This is a genomic window from Lactobacillus sp. UCMA15818, assembly GCF_030400225.1.
Taxonomy (GTDB): domain Bacteria; phylum Bacillota; class Bacilli; order Lactobacillales; family Lactobacillaceae; genus Liquorilactobacillus.
This window is the reverse complement of sequence record NZ_VJYB01000005.1, coordinates 1-20704: the sequence shown is the minus strand read 5'-3', so window position 1 is coordinate 20704 and position 20704 is coordinate 1. Positions and strand designations below refer to the sequence as shown.

18 protein-coding genes and 1 tRNA gene are annotated in these 20704 nt (G+C 36.7%); 16 read left to right on the top strand and 3 right to left on the bottom strand.

Features of this window, described 5'->3' with window-relative positions; all coding sequences use genetic code 11:
- Positions 1-89 precede the first annotated feature (89 nt).
- The 6 genes from FFX44_RS07490 to FFX44_RS07465 all read left to right on the top strand — a co-directional run bounded on the left by FFX44_RS07490 (position 90) and on the right by FFX44_RS07465 (position 8132).
- The gene (locus FFX44_RS07490; protein ID WP_289979838.1) at positions 90-2132 is read left to right on the top strand and encodes a copper-translocating P-type ATPase; all 2043 of its coding nucleotides are present in this window, start codon (positions 90-92) and stop codon (positions 2130-2132) included.
- Positions 2133-2145: 13 nt separating this feature from the next.
- The gene (locus FFX44_RS07485) at positions 2146-4398 is read left to right on the top strand and encodes a heavy metal translocating P-type ATPase (RefSeq protein WP_289979418.1); all 2253 of its coding nucleotides are present in this window, start codon (positions 2146-2148) and stop codon (positions 4396-4398) included.
- Between the two features lie 22 nt (positions 4399-4420).
- Entirely contained in the window at positions 4421-4618 is a 198-nt protein-coding gene (locus tag FFX44_RS07480; RefSeq protein ID WP_289979416.1) for a heavy metal-associated domain-containing protein, read from the top strand.
- Between the two features lie 555 nt (positions 4619-5173).
- Entirely contained in the window at positions 5174-6499 is a 1326-nt protein-coding gene (locus FFX44_RS07475) for a M20/M25/M40 family metallo-hydrolase (RefSeq protein WP_289979415.1), read from the top strand.
- A gap of 12 nt (positions 6500-6511) precedes the next feature.
- Positions 6512-7594 carry a peptide ABC transporter substrate-binding protein gene (locus FFX44_RS07470; protein ID WP_289979414.1) on the top strand — a complete coding sequence of 361 codons (1083 nt, stop codon included), beginning with the start codon at positions 6512-6514 and terminating at the stop codon, positions 7592-7594.
- Complete coding sequence (locus FFX44_RS07465) at positions 7563-8132, top strand: ABC transporter substrate-binding protein (protein WP_289979413.1); 570 nt, start codon at positions 7563-7565, stop codon at positions 8130-8132. The genes FFX44_RS07470 and FFX44_RS07465 overlap by 32 nt, the downstream gene beginning before the upstream one ends.
- Positions 8133-8467: 335 nt before the next feature.
- Here FFX44_RS07465 and FFX44_RS07460 read toward each other — a convergent pair whose 3' ends face one another.
- Positions 8468-9628 carry a PucR family transcriptional regulator ligand-binding domain-containing protein gene (locus tag FFX44_RS07460; RefSeq protein ID WP_289979411.1) on the bottom strand — a complete coding sequence of 387 codons (1161 nt, stop codon included), beginning with the start codon at positions 9626-9628 and terminating at the stop codon, positions 8468-8470.
- Between the two features lie 72 nt (positions 9629-9700).
- Here FFX44_RS07460 and FFX44_RS07455 point away from each other — a divergent pair, with 72 nt between their 5' ends.
- Genes FFX44_RS07455 through FFX44_RS07440 form a run of 4 tightly spaced genes read left to right on the top strand, consistent with a single transcriptional unit; the run spans position 9701 to position 13429 of the window.
- Positions 9701-11062 carry an aspartate aminotransferase family protein gene (locus FFX44_RS07455; RefSeq protein WP_289979410.1) on the top strand — a complete coding sequence of 454 codons (1362 nt, stop codon included), beginning with the start codon at positions 9701-9703 and terminating at the stop codon, positions 11060-11062.
- 28 nt (positions 11063-11090) lie between these two features.
- Positions 11091-11825: an amino acid ABC transporter ATP-binding protein gene (locus tag FFX44_RS07450; RefSeq protein WP_289979408.1), complete on the top strand. Its 735-nt coding sequence runs from the start codon at positions 11091-11093 to the stop codon at positions 11823-11825.
- Between the two features lie 16 nt (positions 11826-11841).
- The gene (locus FFX44_RS07445) at positions 11842-12540 is read left to right on the top strand and encodes an amino acid ABC transporter permease (protein ID WP_289979406.1); all 699 of its coding nucleotides are present in this window, start codon (positions 11842-11844) and stop codon (positions 12538-12540) included.
- A gap of 16 nt (positions 12541-12556) precedes the next feature.
- On the top strand, positions 12557-13429 hold the full coding sequence (locus FFX44_RS07440) for an ABC transporter substrate-binding protein (protein WP_289979405.1): 873 nt from the start codon (positions 12557-12559) through the stop codon (positions 13427-13429).
- Between the two features lie 216 nt (positions 13430-13645).
- Here the strand turns inward: FFX44_RS07440 and FFX44_RS07435 are convergent, their stop codons facing one another.
- Positions 13646-14161, bottom strand: coding sequence for a methylated-DNA--[protein]-cysteine S-methyltransferase (locus tag FFX44_RS07435; protein WP_289979402.1), 516 nt, complete (start codon positions 14159-14161; stop codon positions 13646-13648).
- Between the two features lie 98 nt (positions 14162-14259).
- Positions 14260-14613, bottom strand: coding sequence for a DUF4828 domain-containing protein (locus FFX44_RS07430; RefSeq protein ID WP_289979401.1), 354 nt, complete (start codon positions 14611-14613; stop codon positions 14260-14262).
- Positions 14614-14893: 280 nt separating this feature from the next.
- Here FFX44_RS07430 and FFX44_RS07425 point away from each other — a divergent pair, with 280 nt between their 5' ends.
- From FFX44_RS07425 to FFX44_RS07400, 6 genes are all read left to right on the top strand, one after another.
- Positions 14894-15901, top strand: a complete 1008-nt coding sequence (locus FFX44_RS07425; protein ID WP_289979400.1) for a Gfo/Idh/MocA family oxidoreductase — start codon at positions 14894-14896, stop codon at positions 15899-15901.
- An 89-nt stretch (positions 15902-15990) separates the two neighbouring features.
- Positions 15991-17265, top strand: a complete 1275-nt coding sequence (locus FFX44_RS07420) for a DEAD/DEAH box helicase (RefSeq protein WP_289979398.1) — start codon at positions 15991-15993, stop codon at positions 17263-17265.
- A gap of 160 nt (positions 17266-17425) precedes the next feature.
- Positions 17426-17499, top strand: a tRNA-Arg gene (locus tag FFX44_RS07415).
- A 297-nt stretch (positions 17500-17796) separates the two neighbouring features.
- On the top strand, positions 17797-18936 hold the full coding sequence (gene wecB / locus FFX44_RS07410; RefSeq protein WP_289979396.1) for a UDP-N-acetylglucosamine 2-epimerase (non-hydrolyzing): 1140 nt from the start codon (positions 17797-17799) through the stop codon (positions 18934-18936).
- A gap of 31 nt (positions 18937-18967) precedes the next feature.
- On the top strand, positions 18968-19363 hold the full coding sequence (locus tag FFX44_RS07405; RefSeq protein ID WP_289979393.1) for a hypothetical protein: 396 nt from the start codon (positions 18968-18970) through the stop codon (positions 19361-19363).
- A 74-nt stretch (positions 19364-19437) separates the two neighbouring features.
- A complete protein-coding gene (locus FFX44_RS07400; protein ID WP_289979391.1) occupies positions 19438-20577 on the top strand; it encodes an ArgE/DapE family deacylase in 1140 nt (379 codons plus the stop codon).
- Positions 20578-20704: the final 127 nt, after the last annotated feature.

Sequence of the window (20704 nt, the reverse complement as noted above, 5' to 3'; positions counted from 1 at the left end):
AAGGCCATGAGATGTCAGGAATGGATCACGATAAGATGGAGCATCATGAGATGTCAGGAATGAATCACGGTAAGATGGAGCATCATAACATGTCGGGAATGAATCACGATAAGATGGACCATCATGAGATGTCAGGAATGGACCACAGTCAAATGAACAATGAGATGGGGTCTATGCATCACATGGGTAATCTCAAAGGGAAATTTTGGATTTCATTTATTGTGGCTTTACCGATATTTGTACTCTCGTCATTTATGGGAATTGAACTTCCTTTTGATTTATCATTTACTGGATCCGACTGGTTAGTTTTGTTCTTAGGAACATTTCTTTTCTTCTATGGTGGGCAGCCATTTTATACAGGAGCATGGCAGGAAATAAAAGAAAAAAATCCAGCAATGATGATGCTGATTACAATGGGAATTAGTGTAGCTTATATCTATAGTTTGTACGCTTTTATCATGAATCATTTTGTTACTGGGATGCCACATGTAATGGACTTCTTTTGGGAATTAGCAAGTTTGATTGTCATCATGTTATTAGGACACTGGATTGAGATGAATGCCACAATGAACGCGGGTAATGCGCTTGAGAAGATGGCAGCTCTGTTGCCCGGTGAAGCACATGTATTTGAAGACGGTGAAACACATGATGTAATGTTGAGCGAGTTGCAAGAAGGGCAGCAGATTAAAGTTTTAGCGGGAGAGAAAATACCAGCTGACGGGAAGGTTGTCGATGGTATGAGCTCTGTGAATGAATCGTTGGTAACTGGTGAGTCCAAGTTGGTTTTGAAGAAAAAGCAGGATAAAGTTATTGGTGGTTCCTTGAATGGAGATGGGACACTTCTTGTTGCTGTTACTGGAACTGGTGAAAATGGTTATTTGGCACAGGTCAGCAAACTTGTTGGTCAAGCACAGCAAGATAAATCAAAGGCTGAATCTATTGCCGATCGGGTGTCAAAGTGGTTATTTTATGCCGCATTGGTAATTGGGATTATTGCCTTTTTAGTTTGGTTGAATCTCGCAGACATGAGCACTGCACTTAATCGGACCGTTGCGGTGTTAGTCATTGCCTGTCCGCATGCGTTAGGATTAGCTATTCCGCTTGTTGTTTCTAGAAGTACCTCGTTGGCAGCAACGCATGGATTACTAATTCGAAACAGGACAGCTTTAGAACAAGTCAAGCACTTGGATATCGTTTTAATGGATAAAACGGGGACTTTAACTGAGGGTGCTTTTAAGGTAAATGAAGTTAAAAGCTTACATTCAAATTATTCAGATAACGAAATTTTGAGTTTAATGGCACAACTTGAAGCAAATTCAAGCCATCCGCTGGCAGCAGGTATTCTCGCAGAAGTAAGGGAAAGAAAGTTAAAAGCAGGTTCGGCAGCTAATGTTCAGACGATTAAGGGTGTAGGTGTCACAGGTACAATTGGTGGTCATGAATACAGTATTGTAACGGCAAGTTATTTGAAAAAAAATAATATTGATTTTAAGCAAGCACAATTTACCGACTTGGCCCAAAAAGGAAATTCAATTAGTTACTTGATAAGCAATCAAAAAGTTCTGGGCCTTGCTGCACAGGGCGATCAAATTAAGCCAGAGTCAAAGTCTTTTATTGCAGAGCTGCACAAATTAGGGATTGAACCCGTTATGTTAACCGGTGATAATGAGTTGGCTGCACAAAAAATTGCGCAACAACTTGGTGAAATTACTGTCAAGGCAGACTTGAAACCGGAAGCTAAGGAAAAGATTGTTAGACAGTATCAAAATGAAGGCCATAATGTGATGATGATTGGTGATGGGGTTAACGATGCTCCAAGCTTAGCGAGGGCCAACATTGGTATTGCAATTGGCGCAGGAACCGATGTGGCAATTGATTCAGCAGATGTAATCTTGGTTAAGAGTAATCCAAAAGATGTTTTGGACTTCTTGTATCTTGCAAAGGCAACAAGTCGCAAAATGGTTGAAAATCTATGGTGGGGTGCAGGGTATAATATTATTGCATTACCATTAGCAGCTGGGCTTCTTGCCGGAATAGGCTTTGTTTTGAGCCCAGCAGTTGGGGCAATTGTAATGTCACTTTCGACGGTTATTGTTGCTTTGAACGCAATGACATTGAAGATTGCGAGATAGAGGTGAATAATCAATGAAAAGTGAAGATTATGCAATTGATGGAATGGTGTGCGCATCATGTTCGTTGACAATCGAAAAAGCAGTTAGCAAGCTAATAGGTGTGTCTGATGTTAATGTAAATTTGACAACTGAAAAGATGAATGTGGTATATGAGCCAGAATCACTTGATAAGCAAAAAATTGTTTCGACGGTTATTGCAGCAGGTTACGGCGCCAAGTTACTCGTTGGAACATCTGATGAGATCGAACAACAAACATTTAGCAAAGAACGACAAATAAATAAACTATGGAGTCAATTTGTCTATTCCGCTATCCTTACAGTTCCACTTTTATATATTGCAATGGGCTCAATGTTGGGATTTTGGCTGCCTGATTTTATGCGGTCTGATTCTAACCCACGGCTTTTTGTTGCTGTTGAACTGATATTGGCAATTCCTGTGGTTATCTTGAATTTTGATTATTACAGAATTGGATTCAAAACTTTGTTAAAAGGGCATCCCAATATGGATTCACTTGTTGCTCTAGGATCAGGTGCTGCGCTAGTATACAGTGTTTTTGGAACAACTCAAGTTTTTTTAGGTAAGTATAGTTACTCTGATACCTTATACTATGAGGCTGCAGGAACAATTCTGACATTAATTACACTAGGAAAATATTTTGAAACAGTTTCAAAGGGAAAAACTTCAACAGCAATAAAGAAACTGTTGGATTTAGCACCTAAAACTGCAAACGTAATAGTTGATGGCCAAGAAGAAGAGCGACTTCTAGCTGACATAAAGATCGAAAATATTGTTATTGTACGTCCAGGACAGAAGATTCCAGTTGATGGCCAGATTATTGAAGGAAATTCAACTGTTGATGAATCATTATTGACAGGTGAAAGCATGCCAGTAACGAAGAAGTTTGGAGATAATGTATTTGGAGGGAGCTTAAATCAAGGAGGTTCCTTCAAGCTTAAAGTCACAAAAAAGCAAAAAGAAACGGTTTTATCCCAAATTATTAAGTTAGTAGAGGATGCACAGGCACAAAAAGCTCCGATTGCAAAAATTGCGGATCGAGTATCCTCATTTTTTGTACCAACGGTAATTATTTTGGCTTTATTAGCTGGGTTTGGATGGTACTTTATTGGTAATGAATCATTTAGCTTTTCTTTGACAATTGCAATTGCCGTTTTAGTAATTGCTTGCCCATGTGCGCTTGGATTAGCAACACCAACGGCAATAATGGTTGGAACAGGCAAGGGTGCGGATAGTGGAGTCTTCTTTAAGAGTGGAACAGCTCTTGAGTCGTTGCAAAATGTCCAAGCTGTTGTATTAGATAAGACTGGGACAATTACAACCGGAATTCCAAGTGTTACTGATATTTTTACTTTTAATAATTTTACAGAAAAAAAAGTTATAGAACTTGCTGCTGCGCTAGAATACAATTCCGAGCATCCTCTTGCAAGGGCGATTATGGCTTATGTGCGGGAGCATGATGTACAGATACGAGCTGCTTCAGATTTTCAATCAATAGCTGGTAAAGGAATTCAAGCAGTTATTGCTGGAGATACTATTAGTATAGGCAATGAGTCGCTGATGATGGCAAAGCAGATTGATGTATCTCAGATAAAAAAACAAGTTGATGGGTTAGCATTGCAAGGAAAGACACCGTTATTATTAGCATTGGGTACACAATTGGTGGGAATTGTTGCGATTGCAGATTCTATCAAGAGTTCAAGCTGGTCTGCAATTGCTAGATTGCAAGAAGTAGGACTTGAAGTAATTATGATGACTGGCGATAATGCCAAAACTGCATCTGCAATTGCGGAACAGGTCGGGATAGAAATAGTTAAAAGTGAGGTTATGCCTGCGGATAAGGCAAAGCAAGTGCAGGCTTTACGGATTGAAGGCAAACGTGTTGCAATGGTTGGCGATGGAATAAATGATGCACCTGCTTTGGCACAAGCCGATGTTGGAATTGCGATTGGTTCAGGAACCGATGTGGCAGTTGCTGCGGCAGATATTGTATTGTTGCATAATGATTTGCTGGATGTTGTCACTGCATATCAGTTAAGCAAGGCAACTATTCGCAATATTAAAGAGAATCTCTTTTGGGCCTTTGCATATAATATATTGGGTATTCCAGTGGCAATGGGAGGACTATTTTTACTTGGTGGGCCATTACTTAACCCAATGATTGCGGGGGCTGCAATGAGTTTTAGTTCGGTTTCAGTTTTATTAAATGCGTTGCGTCTTAGATCTTTTAGGCCGTCTAAAAAAGCGTGAAAAAGAATAAGGAGGGAATATGATGGAAAAAACATATGAAATTACTGGTATGAAGTGCGATGGTTGTGTGAAAAAGGTGACTGAATCTTTTTCAGGAGTTGCTGGAGTAACCAAGGTTGGTGTAAGTCTTGCTAATGCAAATGCAGTTGTTGCAGGTGATTTTGATGAACAAAGTTTAAAAGCAGCGTTGAAGGGTACACATTATAGTATTAAGTTATAAAATGCATGATAGAACTGAAACATATATTTGAAACTGCTGACTGTTGATGACCTAAAAAATTTCTAGGATAAATTGTGGTATATTGAGTCACAGTATAAGCATTTACTAAGGATCTGCATAAGTAAAAAGCAGGTTCTTTTTGTGTGATAATTTTGAAAGATAATTTGGCTTTAAAAAGTAAAATGAATAATAGTAATTATTTTTTGAATATTAAATCCAAATTAACTATTGAAATTTAATCTTAATGGAGTAGAATGAAAAACATCAATTACGCGACTTGTTTATTTTAGAAGGAGGATTGCACTGATGACATTTAAAAAGATAGTAAGTAAGCAAATCAATATTATTAGCCTAGTCATTATTAGGATGCCGCAGTGCAATCCAGTGACGTAGGTTTTTTCGTCATTATTCACATTGCGGCATGTAAGACTACGATGTGAATAATGATGGGTAAATATAGACATTTTAAGAGAATGAAACCTTTCAATATAACACCGTAGTTTTATCATTGCTGATAAACTAGGGTGCTTTTTTGTGTGAGAAAGGGGATTTATCATGGCTAAAGATATACATAATTATGCAGAAAATCAGCTTAACGATTTTCTTGATTATCTTGCAATTCCAAGCGTTTCTGCGGAAAACAAAGGAATTAAAGAAACTAGCGATTGGTTAGTAAAAACCTTTGAAGAATTAGGAGCGCAGAAATCTGAAAAATGGGAAAGAAAAGGACAAAATCCATTTGTTTATGCGAAGTTTGAAGGAAAAAGCTCAAAAACAGTTCTATTCTACAACCATTATGATGTGCAGCCCGCACAACCCTTAGACGAATGGACGACAGAGCCGTTTAAACCAACTTTTGTTGATGGAAAATTGATTGCTAGGGGAGCTAGTGATGATAAAGGTGAACTTATGGCGCGGTTAGTAATGGTGAAGTGGTTTCAGGAAAATGGCGGTCTTCCTGTGAATTTGAAATTCTTTGTAGAAGGGGAAGAAGAGATTGGAAGCTTGCACGTTGATGAGACAGTTAAGGAACATGCAAAAGAGCTAGCAGCTGACGCCTGTATTTGGGAAGGCGGCGGGAAAAATTCTGTTGGTCGCTTTGAAGTTATTAGTGGAATGAAAGGAATTGTCAGTTTTGATATTGAAGCTGTTACTGCAGATGTTGATATGCATTCTTCGCTTGCGTGCTTTGCACCAAATGCAGCTTGGAGGCTGGTTCAAGGATTAGCAACGTTAAAAGATAAAAATGGACGAGTTACGGTAGAGGGATTCTATGATGATGTTGACGAATTGACATCTGTAGAGAAAGCGGCAGTTGAACAGATGGATTTTGATGAGGAAAAAGTCAAAAGAACATTTGGATTAAAGCGTGGATTTATAACAGATAAGCCAGCTTATGCTTTTGTAAATGAGCCAACGATGACAATAAATGGTCTCACTTCTGGTTACGAAGGAGAAGGAGTTAAGACAGTTCTTCCGAAGTATGCAAAGGCAAAATTAGATTGTCGTCTAGTACCCAAACAAAACCCAGAGAAAATCGTAAGACTAGTCGAAGCGCATCTAAGAAAAAAAGGTTTTGCAGATTTAAAAGTTACATTCAATCTTGGCGAAAATGCTTTTCGCTCAGATTCAAGTCATGCATTTGTACAACTCGCTATGACTACTGCAAAAAAAGTTTATGGGGACGACCAAGTGAAGTATGTTCCAAACGCTGCCGGTGGTGGACCAATTGAATGTTTTGGGAATGTCCTTAAACTGCCGATTGTATTAGTAGGGGTACATAATGCAGCAAGTGGAGCACATGCACCAAATGAACATATTTTAGTTAGCGATTTTGTTCAAGGTGTCGAATATCTTATAGAATTATTACAGAAATTTTAGGGGGATTTTAGGATGAGATTGAGTAGAGTTTTAGTATCAGGCGGGTTAGTAGTTGCAGCAGGACTTTTTTTACTAGGAACATCCAGTAGGAGCGTTGATGCTGCGACTAAACAAGTTTTAAATTGGAGTGAACCGTCATCTCTTGAAACACTAGATCCGGATCAAGTTGATGATTCTGTTGGGGGAGAGGTTCTTCGTAACAGTAATGAGGGACTTTATGTTTTGGATGGTAATAACAAGTTGAAATTGGCTGGAGCATCGAATGTTACAGTATCTAAAGATGAAAAGACATATACCTTTACCTTAAGAAAAAATGCTAAATGGAGTAATGGTAAAGCAGTTGTGGCTGCGGATTATGTTTATGGTTGGCGTAGAATGGTAACTCCGGCAACAGCTGCACCAAATTCTTACCTTTTTGATGGTATCCAAAATGCGGAAGATATTATGAATAGCAAAAAGTCACCTGATACATTGGGGGTTAAGGCTGTAGGTAAATATAAGTTAGTAGTGACATTGGATAAGACAATTCCTTATTTCAAAAAATTACTTGTGATTGCAAGTTTTAATCCTTTGAACGAGAATGCAGTTAATAAATATGGTAAAAAATATGGAACTTCCTCAAAATACACACTTTACAATGGCCCTTTTGTTGTTAAAGGTTGGACAGGTACAAATGATAAGTGGAATCTACAGAAGAACAATTATTATTGGAACAAGAAGCAAGTTAAGCTAGCAAAAATAAATTTCCAAGTAACGAAGAGTACAACCACGTCATATAATCTATATCAAAGTGGTAAATTAGATGAAACACTTCTAAGTAGTGAACAAGCTCGTCAATTGAAGAACAATAAAGAATTTAAGTCATTAGAACAAGCAAGAACAACCTATGTTGATTACAATACAACTAGGAAAGCCTTAAAAAATAAGAATATCCGCAAAGCGTTGTCCTATGCTGTAAACCGTAAACAGCTTGTTAAAAAGGTTTTGGGGGACGGTTCTGTTGTATCAAAGAATTTTGTTCCAGAAGGGTTAACAAGCTATAAAGGGAAAGATTTTGCAAAGAATGCTCAAGGTAAAAGAAGCTTCAGCACATAGCAAGAAACTTGCTAAGAAGTATTGGAAGAAGGGTTTGAAAGAGCTTGGTGTTAAGAAGTTGACATTAACATTCCTTAGTGATGATGACGACACAAGTAAGAATACGGGTGAATTTTTACAGAGTCAATATGAGACAACATTGTCAGGATTAACTGTCAATCTTTCAGATATGCCAAAGAAAAATAGAATTACTAAGATGATGACTCAAGACTTTGATCTCGTATTAACTGGTTGGGGAGCAGAGTTTACTGACCCGTTGACATACTTAAACCTAATGACAAGTGATAATGTTTATAATTTCGGTAAGTGGAATAATGGTGATTATGATAAGTATGTTTCAAGTTCTAAAAATGATAATGCCAGTGATATGGCTGGCAGATGGAAAGCAATGACCAATGCTACGAATGTTCTTGATGAGGAACAGCCACTTGCCTTATTATACCAACCCACATCTGCACTTTTGTTAAAGTCAAATGTTAGGGGAGTGAAGTACAATTCAGTTGGTGGATTTGTCTGGAAAAATGCATATATAAAATAGGCTGAGTTGAGAGATACTGAGTTGTAATAGTATAAAAAACAGTTGAATTTAATTTTATAAAGTTTTAGAACTACACATAAAAGTCTAGAATTAATTTTGATAATGAGATTAGCAAAAGCTGTTCTCAGTCAGAATTAATCCTAGATTTTTTATACACATTTTTTGAATGATAACGCTATTTTTTTTAAAAATAAGTTTAAGGGAGATAAAAATGAAAAAAGAAAAGTGAATTTGTGCTCCAGCACAAATTTTCAATAGTATATTTATGCTTTGATACATGTCACATTATGAATAATTATGATAATATGCTTACAACGAAAAGGAGATGGGAAAAATTATAAAATATCCATAATGTGAAATGCAAGTATTAGTTTAAAACGTTCTTCGTTCTCATCAAGATTTATACCCAATAAATCTCTGATACGTTTGATACGATAATTAATTGTGTTTCGATGGGTATATGTTTTTTCAGAAACAGCTTTAACACTACAGTTCTCTTGTAGATATAGTTTGAGAAGATCTAAGTATTGAGTACCAGTTTCTTGATCATATTTCAAAAGAGGTTCCAATGTTTTTAGGGCACTATCTTCAAGAAGCTGATAATTATTAACGGCTAAAATGAGTTCATTTATCCCATTGTCTTCAAAAAAGCAAACTGAACTTGAAGATTTTTTATGCATATGAGACTTAACATATTCAATTTGTTTGTATGAACGATGCAGTTCAAAAATGGATGAAGCTGTTGAACTTACACTGATGTTGAAATGATATTCCTTGAAATTAATTTTCAGCATTTTATCAATTGAGTTAGCAAATTCTGAAATATTGGTTGCACTATTAATTACGATGAAGAAGGAACTATCATAATCGAAAATACAGTTAATGAATGCAAACTTATTTAGTTCAACCTCAACTTTAAGCCGAAGTTTTCCATAAAGTTTAGAATCAATCTTTAAAATATTCAGGTCATTACTGTTAATCGCGAGAATAGTGTAATCGGAATGTAGGTCGAAATTGTTTCTTTCAAGTTGTCGCTCGAATGTTTCAGGTGCGTTAGGATGAAAGATTGCATTCTTGACGCTTCCCATAAGACTATATGATAATTGTTCACTTGCAAAAATTCGGTTGCAATAGTCTCTAATTATATCAATTAAATGCACTTTCCAAGGGACTGTGATTAGAGGAAAATTTTCTCTACCACAATAATCAATTATGTTCTTGGGAATATCGTTAATAAATTGCCCTGTGTTAATAATTAGGGCAGTTGCCCCAGAGGAGATTACCTTTTGGACATACTCAAAAAGCCAAGAGTCGGAACTCTTTCCTATTCCAGTAGTTATAACAATCTCGTTTCCGTGCAGATAATCCATAGTGTCTATATTTTCCAGGATATGAACCCAGCTAAACAATTTATCTAGGCCAGTACTGCCGGTTATGAGATTCATTTCATATTTTTCTTTAGTTGCATAATAGACTGATCTGAAATTTATAGCCATTTTTACACCAACTTTTTTTGTTTATCATTATATATCTAATATTTTACAAGTCAATGGAAGAAGGAATTATAGATGTTGAGTACAAGATTGCCAAAAATTATAACTAAACAGTTACCAGGTCCTAAAGCAAATGTAATATTAAATGAACGAAAAAAATATGTTCCCAATTCTGTGGGCTGTGTGTATCCTGTAGTGATTGAAAATTCAGAAGGTGCAATTATTCAAGATCCAGATGGAAATTTATTTTTGGACTGGGTAGGCGGAGTGGGCGTCTTAAATGTAGGACATACAAATCCACGTGTTGTTAAAGCGGTAAAAAAGCAAAGTGAGAAATACCTGCACGGAATGTTTAATATAGTTACACATAAAGGGTATACAATGTTGGCACAAAAGCTTGCCGAAATTGCTCCAGTTAAGAAACAAAAAGATGTAAAAGTATTTTTTGCAAATAGTGGTGCAGAAGTAAATGAAAATGCCATCAAAATCGCGAAAGTATATACAAGTAGGCCGAATATAATTGTTTTTTCAGGTGCATTCCATGGACGTACATTATTGACAATGACAATGACATCAAAAAAAGCATATGCAAAAGGCACAGGCCCATTGGCTGATGGAATATTTAGGGCAGATTTTCCTAATATGTATCGTTTGCCAAAGGGAATAGGAGAAGAAGATGCACTTGAATATTATCTAGCTAAAATAAATCAGATTTTTGAAGAAGAGTCGGCTGCTGACCAAGTCGCTGCAATTGTCCTTGAACCAATTCAAGGAGAAGGCGGATTTATTCCTGCACCATTAAAATGGGTCGAAGCGCTGCGAAAGATTTGTGATGACAATGGAATCTTATTAATTGCAGATGAGGTACAAAGTGGTTTTGCAAGAACAGGAAGAATGTTTGCTTCAAATTATTGGCAAGAAGCAGGATTTGCACCAGACATCTTAACCGTAGCTAAGTCAATTGCTGGTGGATTACCGTTAGGCGGTGTAATTGCGAGAAAGGAAATAATGGATAGTGTACCACAGGGTGTAATTGGAGGCACATTTGGAGGAAATGCAGTTGCGTGTGCGGCGGCACTTGAAGTCTTGGAGATCATTAAGGATGAGGATTTAATAACCAGAGCACAAAAAATTGGGGCACGCTGCAAAAAAGAATTCTTGGAATGGAAAACAAGATATTCAGTTATCGGAGATGTCCGAGGATGGGGTGCAATGATTGGGATTGAGTTTGTTGAAAATCAAGAGACTAAGAAGCCTGCTACTAAATTTGTGAATGCTTTAATTCAACTTTGTGTTTCAAAGGGATTAATTATAGAAAATGCAGGGGTGCATGGAAATGTAATTCGCTTCTTAGCCCCCTTAGTGGTAACAGATGACCAATTAAATGTTGGTCTAACAATTTTAGAGGAATCAATTGAGGAATTAAGTGTTAAGTAAAATATCCTGGTTTAGGAGGTGTACAGAAATGGAAGAAACGATGATGTCTGTTAGGAGTATTTCAAAAAGTTATGGCTCAAATTTGGTTTTGAAAGATGTCAGTATGAATATAAAAAAAGGAGAGGTAGTTTGTATTATTGGGCCATCTGGTTCAGGAAAGAGTACATTTTTAAGATGTTTAAATTTACTTGAAATACCAACGGCTGGCGATATTATCTTTCAAAATCAAAGTATCCTAAATGGGAAAATCAAAGTAAACAAGTATCGGCAAAGTGTAGGAATGGTATTTCAGGGATATTATTTATTCAACTTAAAAAAAGTACTGGACAACATAACAATGGCACCGAGAAGTTTAAACAAGAAGAAGAAAGAATTGGCTGAAGAAGAAGCCTGCGAGCTATTGAATAAGGTAGGTCTGCTTGAGAAAAAAGATGTATATCCCGTTTCTTTGTCTGGAGGTCAAAAGCAGCGTGTGGCGATTGCAAGAGCACTTGCAATGAATCCAGAACTTCTGTTATTTGATGAACCAACTTCAGCATTGGATCCAGAGTTGGTTGGGGAGGTTTTAAAGGTTATAAAAAAGTTGGCTAACGATGGGATGACAATGATTGTGGTTACACATGAGATGGGGTTTGCGCGTGATGTCGCTGATCGAGTGATTTTTATGGAGGGTGGATACATAGTGGAACAAGGGACTCCAAGTGAAATTTTTGAAAATCCTCAAAATCTCAGAACTCAAGAATTTCTCGCTCGTATTCTGTAAAGAAAGGATTTTTTGCATGAATTTAAACTGGACAGATGCTTTTAATAATTTAGTTCCATCACTCTTACAAGGTGTAGTGGTTGTATTACAAACAACGATTTCTAGTTTTCTGATTGCGGTAGTAGTAGGTTTGCTAGTGGCAATTTGCAGGCTTACACAATTAAAGATTGTCAAGTACTTTTTTGCTACGATTGTGGAAATTGTTAGGGGAACTCCGCTGCTTGTACAACTTTTCTATATTTACTATGTTGTACCATTAATACTCGATAGTATATTAAAGTCAATGGGCAATAGTAGTGCTAATATTCAATTTTCAGCGGTGGCTGCAGGGATTGCAGGACTTTCAATTAATTATGGAGCTTACATTTCTGAAGTGTTTCGTTCTGCTATTCTCTCAATTGATGAGGGACAGAAGGAATCAGGCCTAGCACTTGGCTTTACTTATTACCAGGTTTTATGGAAGATAATCATTCCACAGGCGTTTACAAATAGTATTCCTGTGTTGGGTAATTATCTGGTAATGATGATAAAAGATACATCATTATTAGCTATCATTTCAGTGAGTGAGCTTCTATTGCGAACACAAACATATGCATCACAAACATTTGAAACAATCGAATCATATACAATTTTGGCTGTTGTATATCTATTATTAAGCTTGCCTTTATCACAGTTGATGAAATTATTTGAGAAAAAAATGAAAATTCTGCACTAAAAAAGGAGATAGTTGTATGAAGAAAAAGATATTATTATCATTATTGGGTATTTTATCACTATTATTATTTATAACTGCTTGTTCTTCAGACAAAAACAGTTCAACAAGTTCTTCAACAGCGTCAGGTACAGATACTCTTGCAAAGATTAAGAAAAAGGGCGTACTTGTCGTTGGCTCATCTAATGATGCACCATTTGCTTACATTGACACAAAAACAAAGAAATTTACGGGCATTGATGCAGACATTATCAAGGAGATTGCAAAGCGTATTGGAATAAAGAAGGTTGAGATGAAGCAAGTTCCGTTTGAAAATCTTCTGGTCGAATTGGACAAGGGTTCAATAGATATGGTGACAGATGCTATGTATATAAAAAAGGATCGTCTCCAAAAAGCTGCTTTTACAGACGTATGGTATAAAGAAGGAGACGCGGTTGTAATTCCCAAAAATTCGAGTATCAATTCGTTAGCGGATCTAAAAGGCAAGGTTATTGGTGCACAAAAAGGGACAGCATTTCTAGAAATTGCAGAAAAATGGAAGAAAGAAGGGATGGTTAAGGATGTTCAAGTATATGGGAAACAAACTGAATTAATGTTGGCTGTTGATACTGGTAAAATTGCAGCCTGTGTTACTGATGGGATAGTTGCAGATTACACTCTTTCCAAGGATTCATCACTATCACTTAAATTGTTGGGTTCATACAAATCTGAGGCTACTGGACAAATTGGGGCGGCAGTGGATTTCTCTGATAAGTCATTGCTGAATGCGACAAATAAAGCATTGAATAAGATGAAAAAAGATGGAACTCTTAAGAAGATTCTCGCTAAATATGGCCTGTCTGATAAATATATGGTAAGTGTATCAGATGGGATAACAAAAAATATTAAGTAGGAGTTTGCTAAGAGGATGATACTCTACAGAAAGAAGCAGATATGACAGAGTGAGGGGACATAAGCTGGGAAAATTTCGAATTAGATGGATAATCTTGACTGACGTACGGAACACGTTTGACCTGATGAATAAATAAATAAGGTTAGGCCAAAAGTTAAATTTTGACCCAACCTTATTTATTATGGATAAGTCTATTTGAACATTACTAACTTAAATCTAAAACAAGACAATATCCCTATTTTCGAGACCTAAAAGAAATTCTTTTCGCGCTTTTCCACCTGCGTAGCCTCCAAGAGAACCACTAGCATTTATTACTCGATGGCAAGGGATTATGATTGCAATCTTATTAGCCCCATTTGCATTTCCAACCGCCTGTGATTTACCAGAACTACCAAGACGCTCTGCAATTTTCTTGTAAGTAAGAAATTCACCAGGATGGGTATCTTGCAAGATATGCCAGACTTGTTTTTGAAACGATGTTCCGTTAAGAACTAAAGGAATCGAAAAAAAACTTATTTCCCTGCGGAAGTATGCAGCAAGTTGTTTTTTTAAAGTTAGATAAATGGCCGTGTTTTCTTCAATCAATTCGGCTTTATAAAATTTGGTCACTTGCTGTATTCGCAAATCTAGTTTTTTTGAATCAGTGAATTGTAGTAAATATAGGTAGTTATCATCACTAATACTAACCATTTTACCGATTGGGGTGTCTATGTAATTAGTGAATAATTTCATTGAATTAAACCTCCTGCGAACATAGGAAAAGAGCAGAGAATGATGGATATATCAGCAATTTATCTTATTGCTTAAGCACTGAAAAATTAGATGCTAGATTAACCATTTATCTTAATAACTGGATAAACACGATTATCGGCCTCGTCAAATAAACTTACAGGATGTTTTTCAGTGGCATCAAGACGTAGGTGATAACCATATTTATCGATGAAGGTTAATTCTTTATCATCTAGTTTTGTTATTTTTCCAGGTAACTTACGACCATCAATGAGTACATTGAGTGTGGCATCAATCTCAAGCATATGGACTTTCCCACTGAATTCATCCGTAAAATTCCATTTGCCCACGTAGAAGGTAGGCAAGGTTTCTGCTGACTTCTTCTTAAATAGGACGAGAGGGTTGAAATGGTTGCGCAGGCTGAATCTTGAAGTAGCATGTTGTTTATGATTCATTAATAATTGCGCTCCTCTCACTAATCTTAAAAATAACTTTAATTGATTTCAAGATATAATATAACATTTAAGTGTTAAATAAAGTAGTATTTAAACAGATTTTAACAGCATTATATTCTTTTTGAAATAAGATTGTATTATCTGAAAAATTTTGATAACAATTGAATTATAGTAGGATTTTTTTGAATATAAGCAATTAACTATTCCTACAGAGATATACTCCATCTCTTTTTTTTGCTACAATAGTTTTGAGAAAGCGATTCACAAAGGAGGAGTTTTCATGTTGAAGTTAGGGGTAATAGGTACAGGATGGATTACGAAACAATTTGTTGAAGCTGCACGAGAAAATGGTTCGTGGGAACTGACCAGTGTTTTCTCGCGTTCAATTGAAAAGGCTGAACAATTTGGGCATGAATTTTCGGAAAATGTTAAGGGATATCGGGACTTATATCAATTCTTTTCTGAAGGAGATTTTGAGGTTGTTTATATTGCCTCTCCTAATAGCTTACATTTTGAACAAAGCAGACAGGCAATCTTGGCAGGCAAGCATGTGATTGTTGAAAAGCCTGCTTGTTCAAATCCCGCTGAAATGAAGGTTTTACAAAGGCTGTTACGCAGATATAATAGTATCTATTACTTTGAAGCAGCAAGACATTTTCATGAGCCGAATTTCTTAAAGGTCAAAGAAACAGTTAAACAGATGGATACCATTCAAGGTGCAACACTAACTTATATGAAGTATTCTTCCAAGTATGATGATTTTTTAGCAGGTAATGAACCAAATGTTTTCTCGTTAGATTTTTCAGGCGGAGCATTACAAGATTTGGGAGTGTATCTTGTATATGATGCTGTTAGTTGGTTTGGACTTCCAGACAGTGTGAGTTACACAGCAACTAAGCTGCGAAATGGAATTGATGGTAAGGGATTGGCATTGCTAAACTATCCAAAATATACAGTAACTTTAAATGTAGGTAAAACTGCTAATTCATATCTGACAAGTGAAATATATGGACTTAGAGAAACTATTATTATGGACAATGCAGCAGATCTTGCTGATATTCAATCCATTGATGGAACTACAAAACAAGTGTTAACACAAAAGTCAGCTATTAATCCAATGGCTGCTGAGGTGGCAGCCTTTGCAAGTATTTTACAAGATCCATTGTCACTGGATAATAAGCAAAAGATGGAAGATTGGTTAGCGGTCAGTGTACAAGTTAATCGTGTATTATATGATTTAAGATCAAGTGCAAAGATTGCATTTAGGGCAGATAAAGAATTTAGATAGGGAAATTTGACAAAAAACAGAAATTTTCAAGTGATTTGAAGCTCAGCTAGAAAAATTTGACTTTTGTCATATTCTCAGAAGAGGGAAAGATGTATTCAAAATTTGAAGATAATTTTAAAGAACAAGGTTTTATAAAACCAACATTAATTCAAGAGCGGGTATATGAACCACTCAAGGAAGGGAAAAGTGTATTGGGGCTCGCTCCAACAGGCTCTGGTAAGACCTTGGCCTACTTATTGCCGCTTTTTGAACGAATTGATAAAGCTCAAGGAGTTCAGTTAGTAATAGTTGCGCCTTCACAAGAATTGGCCACACAAATTACTGAAGTAGCCAGGCAATGGGCAAAACTTGTCGATCTAACAGTCCTTTCATTGATTGGAGGCGCAAATGTAAAGCGTCAAATTGAAAAACTGAAGAAGGCACCCGAAGTTGTAATTGGAACACCTGGGAGAATGCTTGAATTAGCGGAAAATAAGAAGTTAAAGTTGCATAATGCTAAAGCATTTGTATTTGATGAAGCAGATGATTTGTTAACCGAACAGACTTTAGTTGCATGTCGTTCATTATTAAGCCATGCACCTGGAATTGTGCAACTTGCATTTTTTTCAGCTACTAAGTCAGAGATGTTCGATCAGTTGCATCAATGGTTTGGAACCGAGGTTGCACTTTTTGATGTACGTGCAGATGATCAAACTCAAGGTGAGGTTGAGCACTTTCTGGTAGAAACGCCTGTCAGGAAAAGAATTGAGACTTTGCGTAAACTTTCCAATCTTGAAGGATTCAGTGCTCTGGTATTCTTCAAAAAGGTTACTGAAATTGAGAATGCAGCGGATAAGTTAAAATACTTGGGTGCTAAAGTCGCTGTATTAGAAGGACAGCAGCGTCAAGTGGAACGTGAAAAAGCCTTGCGTCAGCTGCGCAAAGGTGAGATTAGTTTATTATTGACAACAGATGTTGCGGCGCGGGGACTTGATATTGAAGGACTCCCTGCGGTTATTAATTACGATTTACCAAAAGATAGTAATACGTATATTCATCGTGTTGGTCGAACCGGTAGAATGGGTGCAAGCGGAATTGTAATTAATCTGGGTAATGAACATGATTTGCGGAACTTTCGTCAATTGATACACTCCGAAGATTACGAGTTGCATTTTGGAACTGTCTATCGTGGGGCGCTGTTGCGGACAGAAGAGTTACCAGATGATGTCAGGGAATCGCAACCAACTAAGCAAAGAGTTGAGTCTACTACACCTCGTAAGAAGAAAAAAGCAGTTCCTCCTGTTGTGGTCGAGAAAAAAAAGCACAAGAAAAGAAAAAGAGACCAGTTGAATAAAGGAAAGCACCATAAGAAAGAAAATCAATAACCAGATGATAAGTTTGGGAGAACAGAATATATTGATACGTAATTAACGAAACAAAGCAGATCAAAATGCTCATTATGTTACAGCCACTAATGCGGTAAACTATTGACTTTACGGAATTATCTTCATATACTTGTATAGTTAGTAATTTACCTGTTGGTATGCGCTTGTAGCTCAGCAGGATAGAGCGACCGCCTCCTAAGCGGTAGGTCATCGGTTCGATTCCGATCAAGCGCATTTTTAGCAATCATAGATAACAAAAAGAGTTCTAACTCATTGAAGTGCTTCATTATTATTAGAGAAATAATCTAATAATTGTGAGGTGTTTTTTTAGTTACTTTTTTGATAGCAAATCTTTGGAATGCGAGGCATATTCTAGTTATTGTTTTGCGAAATTTGTGGTGACAAGTAAGATTGTATAATCGTTGAGTATAGAGCCAAAAAATAGAATAGGACACTTGGAATTACTGTTTCGATAAGCTTTTGTTTGTAGTACAATTAGTATATCAATTAGATAATATGAGGTGGTTTTTTTTGAAGAAATTAAAAGTAATGACGGTTTTTGGAACTAGACCTGAGGCTATCAAGATGGCACCTGTGATATTAGAATTGAAGAAACAAGAAAGTCAATTTGAGGCTATAACTGTTGTGACGGCTCAGCATCGCGAAATGCTGGATCAAGTAATGGTAATTTTCAATATCGTGCCTGACTATGATCTCAATATTATGAAAAGAAATCAAACATTAGGAGATATTACCGCTAATGTTTTGAAGTTGTTGGATGGAGTATTAGAGAAAGAAAAACCTGACGTAGTTTTAGTTCACGGAGATACGACGACAACTTTCGCGGCTGGAATAGCGGCTTTTTATCGTCAGATCCCATTAGGCCATGTGGAAGCGGGACTACGGACGTGGAATAAGTATTCCCCTTATCCAGAAGAAATGAATCGCCAAATGACGGATGTTTTAAGTGATTTATATTTTGCTCCTACAAGTCAGAGCAAGGACAATTTACTTAGGGAAAACCATCAAGCTGAGCAGATATTTATAACTGGGAATACAGCAATTGATGCACTTAAGGAAACAGTGACAAATAATTACCAACACAGTGTATTAGACGAAGTAGATGAGCAAAATAAATTAATATTATTGACTATGCACCGCCGTGAGAATCTTGGGAGACCAATGGAGCAGGTATTCGGGGCCGTACGCAAAATTGTTGAGCAAAATCGAGATGTTGAGGTTGTTTATCCAATGCATTTGAATCCGAAGGTTAGGGAGATTGCCAGACGTATACTTGGGAACACTGCGAGAATTCATTTGATTGAGCCTTTAAATGTTGTTGATTTTCATAATCTCTGTGCCAGAAGCTATTATATTATGACTGATTCGGGTGGTGTTCAAGAAGAAGCACCAGCGCTTAAGAAACCAGTCCTTGTTTTACGTGATACGACTGAGCGGCCAGAGGGTGTTGCAGCAGGAACATTAAGACTTGTTGGAACAAATCAGGCAGAAGTTGAAAAGAATATGGACTTGCTGTTAAATAATGATGAGGTTTATCAAGCAATGGCAGAAGCAAAGAATCCATATGGTGATGGTCATGCAAGTGAAAGAATTCTAAAGGCAATTGCGTATTATTTTAGTACAGATATTACACGACCAGCTGATTTTTAAGCAGCAGTTGGATTTGCAGGGGGAAGATATTATGAGAGAAGAAATTGATCGTTTCGGATTTAAGAATGAAGAACAAGTATTTCATCGGTATTTTCCAGTGTATACAGTTGCTTTGCGCTACTATCCAGAAATATATTCTCTTCTTGAAAAACATCCAGATTTAGAGAATCCAAGAACAATTTCTTCAAATTTCAATATTATTTTTGTGATTATTAGATATCAAACAATGGTAAAAAATCTTGTTAATTTGCAAGCTGTTAGCGAAGTTAATGAGGATGCTTCACAAGAAGTCAATGAATTGCGCCAGGTGATAGATACGCTTGATAAGCTCAAGTATCAGATTGCTCACAATCCAGCTTCAGTGAAAAAAGCAATTTTAGTTAAAGGTAAAATCTTAGACTTTAATAATTTCAGTAAAAAAGAATAAAAAATTAGTGCTGCTTTTCTATCAGAAAAGTGTGCACTAATTTTTTATTACTAATTCACTAAGGGGTATAAATTATGAATAAGGACGAAAAAATTAAGATATTACGTGATTTGATAAAAATCAACTCAGTTAACGGCAATGAGGCAAAAGTAACAGATTATCTGGTAAGTGTTCTTAAAGAAAAGAAGATTAAGGTGCAGGCAGACTACTTTGATGAAGACAGTGCAAACCTTGTCGCTGAGATAGGTGCAGGCAACGGACCAGTTCTTTGTTTTGAAGGGCATCAAGATACTGTAGCAATTGGAGATGCAAAGCAATGGAAGTATAATCCTTTTGGAGCTGAAGTAATTGGTGATAATCTTTATGGACGTGGTGCAGCAGATATGAAGAGTGGTTTGGCCGCGGCAGTAATCGCAATGATTGAACTGAATGAAGAACGAGGGAAAATTTCAGGCAAAATAAAATTTGTGGCGACCGCAGGTGAAGAATTTGGAGCAAAAGGAGCATATCGCTTAGTTGAAAGTGATGTATTGGACGATGTTTCAGCTATGGTTGTTGGCGAACCTACCGCAGGTGAGATAATTCATGCACATTCAGGATCATTAAATTATCGGATTAAAAGTTTTGGGAAGTCTGTGCATAGTTCAACTCCAGAGAGAGGAATCAATGCAATTATTGGATTGAATTACTTCATTAATGCCGAACAAAAAATATTTGAGAATAGTCCAGTTGACCCAATTCTGGGTGAATTTAAGCACAGTATCACTACAATTAATGGGGGAAGCCAAGTCAATATAATTCCTGACTATGCAGAATTATATGGTAATATTCGGCCAACAATGACATTAAGCAATCAAAAGGTTAAAGAGATGCTTGCTAAAACAATCAAAGAATTAAATACAGAACGTAAGCTGAAGTTGGAGCTCGAAATAGTGCATGATTTCTTTCCAATGAGTACTCCAGTAGAAAGTGGTTTTGTATCGCAGGTAGCTAGAGCGGCAAGAGAACATTTTGGTCCTAAAGCACAATTGGGAATTATCAATGGTGCGACGGATGCAAGTGTCTACGTGCAGAAATATCCAACGCTTCCAGTTGTTGTGTTAGGACCAGATACATGGGAAGTCGCGCATCAGACGGATGAGGCGACTAGTATTACAAGTTATATGAATACAATTGCAACATATAAAAAAATAGCAAAGTTATTTTTTGAATGATAAAGTGAACCCCCAAGATTGGACGTAAATCCAATCTTGGGGGTTTTACTATAATGAAATTTAATTTGAACTTCAAAATAAAAGTTGTAACCGAATATTTAAGTGGTATCGGTTCTACCACATTAGC

Excerpts from the sequence above, each read along its gene's own strand:
- FFX44_RS07455 (WP_289979410.1), top strand. The coding sequence starts at position 9,701 with ATGTTGAGTACAAGATTGCCAAAAATTATAACTAAACAGTTACCAGGT.
- FFX44_RS07440 (WP_289979405.1), top strand. The coding sequence starts at position 12,557 with ATGAAGAAAAAGATATTATTATCATTATTGGGTATTTTATCACTATTA.
- FFX44_RS07460 (WP_289979411.1), bottom strand. The coding sequence starts at position 9,628 with ATGGCTATAAATTTCAGATCAGTCTATTATGCAACTAAAGAAAAATAT.
- FFX44_RS07480 (WP_289979416.1), top strand. The coding sequence starts at position 4,421 with ATGGAAAAAACATATGAAATTACTGGTATGAAGTGCGATGGTTGTGTG.
- FFX44_RS07465 (WP_289979413.1), top strand. The coding sequence starts at position 7,563 with ATGCTCAAGGTAAAAGAAGCTTCAGCACATAGCAAGAAACTTGCTAAG.
- FFX44_RS07425 (WP_289979400.1), top strand. The coding sequence starts at position 14,894 with ATGTTGAAGTTAGGGGTAATAGGTACAGGATGGATTACGAAACAATTT.
- FFX44_RS07470 (WP_289979414.1), top strand. The coding sequence starts at position 6,512 with ATGAGATTGAGTAGAGTTTTAGTATCAGGCGGGTTAGTAGTTGCAGCA.
- FFX44_RS07435 (WP_289979402.1), bottom strand. The coding sequence starts at position 14,161 with ATGAAATTATTCACTAATTACATAGACACCCCAATCGGTAAAATGGTT.
- FFX44_RS07450 (WP_289979408.1), top strand. The coding sequence starts at position 11,091 with ATGGAAGAAACGATGATGTCTGTTAGGAGTATTTCAAAAAGTTATGGC.
- FFX44_RS07400 (WP_289979391.1), top strand. The coding sequence starts at position 19,438 with ATGAATAAGGACGAAAAAATTAAGATATTACGTGATTTGATAAAAATC.
- FFX44_RS07485 (WP_289979418.1), top strand. The coding sequence starts at position 2,146 with ATGAAAAGTGAAGATTATGCAATTGATGGAATGGTGTGCGCATCATGT.
- FFX44_RS07430 (WP_289979401.1), bottom strand. The coding sequence starts at position 14,613 with ATGAATCATAAACAACATGCTACTTCAAGATTCAGCCTGCGCAACCAT.
- FFX44_RS07475 (WP_289979415.1), top strand. The coding sequence starts at position 5,174 with ATGGCTAAAGATATACATAATTATGCAGAAAATCAGCTTAACGATTTT.
- FFX44_RS07445 (WP_289979406.1), top strand. The coding sequence starts at position 11,842 with ATGAATTTAAACTGGACAGATGCTTTTAATAATTTAGTTCCATCACTC.
- FFX44_RS07420 (WP_289979398.1), top strand. The coding sequence starts at position 15,991 with ATGTATTCAAAATTTGAAGATAATTTTAAAGAACAAGGTTTTATAAAA.
- FFX44_RS07405 (WP_289979393.1), top strand. The coding sequence starts at position 18,968 with ATGAGAGAAGAAATTGATCGTTTCGGATTTAAGAATGAAGAACAAGTA.
- FFX44_RS07490 (WP_289979838.1), top strand. The coding sequence starts at position 90 with ATGTCGGGAATGAATCACGATAAGATGGACCATCATGAGATGTCAGGA.